The organism is Flavonifractor hominis (assembly GCF_040095835.1).
Lineage (GTDB): Bacteria > Bacillota > Clostridia > Oscillospirales > Oscillospiraceae > Flavonifractor > Flavonifractor hominis.
The window spans coordinates 1-5436 of record NZ_JBBMFT010000021.1 but is presented as its reverse complement, the minus strand read 5'-3'; the positions used below and the strand labels follow the sequence as shown (position 1 = coordinate 5436).

Genomic DNA, 5436 nt, shown 5'->3' with positions numbered 1-5436 from the left:
TCATCGGCAAAGTCGATGGTGATCGATTTCTCACCGGTGACCCCGGAGCCGTCGTTGGCGGTGGCTACCACCTTGACTACGCCCTCTGTCTCGCCGGCGGTCAGCAGGCCGCTGCCGTCGATGCTGGCCAGCGCGGTGTCGCTGCCGTCCTCAGCGGTCACGGACCAGGTCACGCTCTTGTCCGTGGCATCCTCCGGCAATACGGCGGCGCTCATCTGCAGGGTGCCGCCGGCCTCGGTAATGACGTCGGCCGGTGCGCTGACGGTGATGGACGCCACCTTCACGTCGGTCACGTCCTGCTCGAACACGGCGGTGACGGTGACGTTCTTGGCGGGCATCTGGAAGGTGCCTTCCTCGGACACCGTCACGTCCTCGCTGGTCCACTTCACAAAGTGCCAGCCCTCAGCGGCCTGGGCGGTCAGGGTCACGGTGTCCCCCTCGGCGGCCGCGGTGGGCGCGGCGGATGCGTCGCCCTCACCCTGGGCCTTTACGGTGACGGTGTACTGCTCGGGGGTAGGCGCGGCAGGCTCGCCGTATACGGAGAATTCCTGTACAGAGGCGCAGGCCCAGGTCTGATTCAAAGTACAGCCGGTGACATTTAGTTTGACATAGCGGGCGCGCACCGTTTTATCCAGCACATGAGTATGCTCTCCGCTCAGATCCTGGTTGCCGGTAGCGTCCACGATCTGGGTGTAGCTGCCGTCCTCACCGGTCTCGCTGACCAGGATCTCGTACTGATACGCGCGGTTGTTCTCCCCGTGCTTGTAGAAGAGCACTTCCAGCTTATTGACGTCGTAAACGGCGCCCAGGTCAATGGCGACCCACTCGGGGAAGTAGCGGTAGCCGCTGCCGGCGGCGCCGCTGGAGGGGATGCCGAGGCCGGTATCCGGATCCTTCTCCTTATACTGGGGAGCAGCCCAGCGGGTGGCAGGATCGCCGTCGTTGAGGTTGGCGGCGGCGGTGTTCTCGCCGCTGGAGGAAGTCCCCTCCTCGGCGCTGAAGAGGACCGGTTTGCCCACGGAGATGGGGCCCACGCCGGCAACGGTGACGGTCATGGTATCGCTCAGCTCAGGACGGCCCACGGGGGTGATGGTGATAACGGCGCTGCCCTCCTTCAGGGCCAGCAGGGTGCCGTTTTCCACCTTCACCACATCGGGGTTGTCGCTGGTGAGGGCGACCTCCACGTCGTCCAGACCCTCAGGCGTGATGGTATAGGCGGGGGTCACGCGGTCGTTGATGCGCATGGAGATGGCATCGGAGTCAAAGGAGAGGTCGGTGATCAAATCGGCTCCGGCCACGGCCTTGCCCATGACCTCCAGCTCCTGCACACCGGCCACCGCCCAGGTTTCGCTCCGGGAACAGCCGGTGACATTGATCTTTACATAGCGGCCGCGGACATCCACCTGGTGGGAGAAGTCCCCGCCCTTATCCTGGTTGCCGGTGGCATCCACCACCTGGGTAAAGCTGCCCTCTTCACCGGTCTCGCTGACCAGGATCTCATACTGATAGGCCCGGTCATTCTGCCCGTACTTATAGAAGAGGATGTGGAGTTCCTTGATGTTGTAGGGCCGGCCAAGGTCGATGGTGACCCACTCGGGGAAATAGCGGTAGCCGCTGCTGACAGCGCCGCTGGAGGGGATGCCGAGGCCGGTCTCCGGGTCCTTATCCTTATACTGAGGCGCGGACCAGCGGGTCGCTTCGTTGCCGTCGTTGAGGTTGGCGGCCACGGTGCTGCCGCCGCCGCTGGTGCTGGAAGCGGTACCTTCTTCGGCGCTGAAGGTGACCGGCTTATTGGTGGAGACAATGCCGTACACCGGCTCGTCACCCGAGGGCATGTCGACGGTGTAGCGGATCTGGGTGCCGTCGGCCCCTTCCAGAACGACCCGGTCGCCGTCCACCACGTAGTAGTTGGCCATGTCATCCATCCGGACGGTGCAGTTGCCGTCCACGGTGAGGTTGGCCAGCAGTTCTGCCGGGTAGAGTTCGCTGCCCATGCTCTCGGCGGGGACGGTGATGACGCGGTTGAGATCATCCACCTCGTATTTTTCCGAGGACAGAGCCCAGCCATTTACGGCGATCTCGTAAATGGAGGCATTGGCCGTACTGATGGTAGAGCCTGTGACCAAAATACGTACGTAGCGGCCCACGGCGTCTCCCATGCTGTCGTGGACCAGGTCTTCCTGCGTATTGGCACTGCGGTCCACTACGGTTTGGAACGACTGATTATCGGAACTGACCTGGATCATATACTGGTAACTGCGGGCGCCGGAGCTGCTGTTGAACCAGGTAACGTCAATGGAAGTAAGGTGGTACTCTGCGCCCAGATCCACCGTGATCCACTGCTCACCGCCAGAGCTCACGGATGCGTTGGCGGCCCAACGGGTGGTGCCGTCGAAGTCCACGGCGTGTTTGGCGTCGTTCCCGCTCTGGACGCTGGAGGCCGTCACCGGCTTGCCATAGCTCAGGTTGACCGATACAAAGGTATACTGGGCGGTGGTGGTGCCGTCCTCTGCTGTTACCTTCAGAAGCATGCCGGGGCGGATCTGTGCGTCGGCTTCCACCGGCGTCTCACCGTCGGACTCATATACGGCGAAGGTGGCGTTGCTGCCGGTGAGCAACTCCGTCAGGTCGCCGGCGGTGCAGGCCTGGGTGAGGCCGATGGTCTTCTGCTCGTTGTCCACAGCCAGCACGTCGGAGCTCAGGTCGGTGGAGGAACTCTTGGTCCGGTCCCACACCACCGTCTCGCTATAGGTCTGGCCGTTCTTGGTGCCGGTGGCCACCACCGTGTTCTCGCCCACGTCGAAGGTGACATTGGCCCAGGTGAACACGCCGTTGCCCTCGTTGACGCCGTTGGGAACGACCTCGCCGTTGACGGTCAGGGTGACCTCGTCACAGTTGGAGTAGACCTTGATCTCGGGGATCAGGGAGTCCTCCCGGGGGTTCCAGCGCTGGCTGGTCAGGTGGACGAAAAAGTCCCGCTGGTTCCAGTTGGCCTTGTAGAGATAGAAGCTGTCCTTCTTCAGCGTCCGGTCGTAGGAGACCAGGCCCTTGTCGTTGATGCCGGGGTTGCTGCCCTCGTTGCGGCTGTCCGAGCCAAAGTCGAACATGTTCCACACATAGGTACACCACAGCCAGTCCCGGGCCTTGATGGCCTTGATGGCCGCCTCGTGCAGGTCGCTCTGGAACTCCTCCGGGTGCCAGGGACCGCCGTTGTTGGCGATGGAGGTGCTGGTATTGAATTCATGCTGATAGGGGTTGCCGCCGCCGCCGTACTCGGAGATGCCTACGGGACGGGGGTCGCTGTTGTTGTGGTAACCGTCCACGGTGCCGCCCAGATTGTTGATGTTTCCGCCGTACCAGCCGGGATAGGTGTTCCAGGCGATGAGGTCGGAATCCCAGCTATAAGCGCTGTTGTTGTTGGTAGCCATGGTGGTCAGGCGGGAAGGATCCAGCTCATGGGCCATCTGGTTCATGTCGGCGATCCATTCCTTGGCCAGAGTAGCGGTGGCCTGATGGCCCACCTCGTTCTCCAGACCCCAGAAGCAGATGGAGGGGTGGTTGAACTGCTGAAGGATCAGCTCCCGCAGCTGCTGCTTGGTGGTCTGACGCATCACTTCATTGGCCGCGTCGTTGCCGGCGTCGTTGTGACCGCCGATAAAGGGAATCTCCGCCCAGACCACGATGCCATAACGGTCGCACAGCTCATAGATGTACGGATCCTGGGGGTAGTGGGCCAGACGCACGCTGTTGGCGCCGATCTCGTAGATGAGGCCAAAGTCCAGGTTGTGATCCTCACGGCTCAGCGCATACCCTTTGCCCTCCTGGTCCTGATGGCGGCTGACGCCCCGCAGAGGATAAGAGCGGCCGTTGAGGAAAAAGCCTTCGGAATCGGTGACCTCAAAGGAGCGGAACCCCACATAGTCGGACACAGTGTCCACACTCTGGCCGTCCACCGCTACGGTGAGCTCCACCTCATAGCGGAAGGGGTCCTCCAGACCGTCCCACAGGTGGGGCTGGTCCACAGTGATGGTCTGGTCAAAGGCCTGACTGTCGCCGGGCTGGATGGTAAAGGTATCGCTGACGCTGGTGACGGTGGAACCATCTCCCATATCCTCCGGGTCGAACGCCAGCGGCGTGGTGATGGCCCCGCCCAGCGTCCAGTCAAACTCGCTGGCGTCCTGCTGCTTGAGCACGGCAGTGACCGTGACCGACTGCTCCGTCTGGCCGTCGTTGACGATCTTGGCCGAGACATCCAGCTGGGCGCTGTCGCTGCTCACATTGGAGGTGGCCAGATATAGCCCGGAACTATTGGGGGCGGTGGCAAAGTTCCCGTCCGGGTTGATCTCGCCCACCGCATCCACATGCACCGACGGAGTGAAGATCAGGTTTACATCCCGATACATACCGCCGAACACGGTGAAGTCGCCCACGATGGGGGCGATAATGGTGTTGGTTTTGCCGCCGCTGGTGTTGTCCACCTTGACGGTGATGCGGTTCTCGCCCTGCTTGAGCTGGGGCGTGATGTCGTAGCGGAAGGCCGTGTAGCCGCCCTTGTGGTTGCCCACGTGCACGCCGTTGACATAGACATCGGCCTGCTGGCTGGCACCCAGGCACTCAAAAAATACCCGCCCGGCCAATTGCTCGGCGGTGATATCCACCGTGCGGCTGTACCAGCCGGCGCCCCGCTTATAGTTGTTGCCGCCGTCGGCGCCGTCGTCGGCATTCCAACAGTGAGGTACCGTGACCTCCTCCCAGTCGGCGGCATCGCTCTGGCTCAAATCGCTCTGGTCCGAGCCCATCCAGTGATAGCTCCAGGCACCGTTAAGGCTCTGAGTGGTGCGGACGCTGCTCTCTTCTGCCGCGTAGACTGTTTTTTCCGCTGGTTGTGCCGACCCAGGCTCCGCTGCAAACGCCGGGACTGCGGTTTGTAGTATGAGCAGTCCGGCCAGCAGGAGCGTCCCCAGTTTTTTACCGTACATACCGAGATTCCTCCTCTTTTCCCGTTGTAGAAACAACAAAAATACCCCAAAATGAAATCGTTTACCTTATGAATTATAACATATTTGGATATCAGCTACAAGAAGAAGATTGGAATTCCTTGGCCAAAATAACCAAAAACAGCAGCCCCGGCAGCATAAGCTGCCGGGGCTGCTGTTCCAATAAACAGGGTCAGGAATTTGTAAAGCGCATGAGCATGGTGGCTACCTCAGCGCGGCTGGCGGTGCCCTGGGGATTCAGAGCCGAGCCGTTCTTGCCGGTGAGGATGCCCTCGGCCACGGCCCACTCCATGGCGTCCTGCGCCCAGGCGGACACGGAGGCGGCGTCGGCAAAGCCGGTCAGGCTGCCCTCCGTGGCGGGAGAGCCGGCGTAGCGGTAGAGCATGACGGCCAGCTGCTCCCGGGTGATGGTGGCCTCGGGGTTGGTGCCGTCGGTGAT

At 61.9% G+C, this 5436-nt stretch carries 2 protein-coding genes; both read right to left on the bottom strand.

The window, feature by feature from the left end:
* Positions 1 to 4979, bottom strand: a 4979-nt coding sequence (locus WMO45_RS13520) for a discoidin domain-containing protein (protein WP_349141413.1), incomplete at its 3' end; no start/stop codon positions are given.
* 190 nt (positions 4980 to 5169) lie between these two features.
* Positions 5170 to 5436 (bottom strand): S-layer homology domain-containing protein (locus tag WMO45_RS13515; RefSeq protein ID WP_349141412.1); only part of this gene is annotated, 267 nt, incomplete at its 5' end.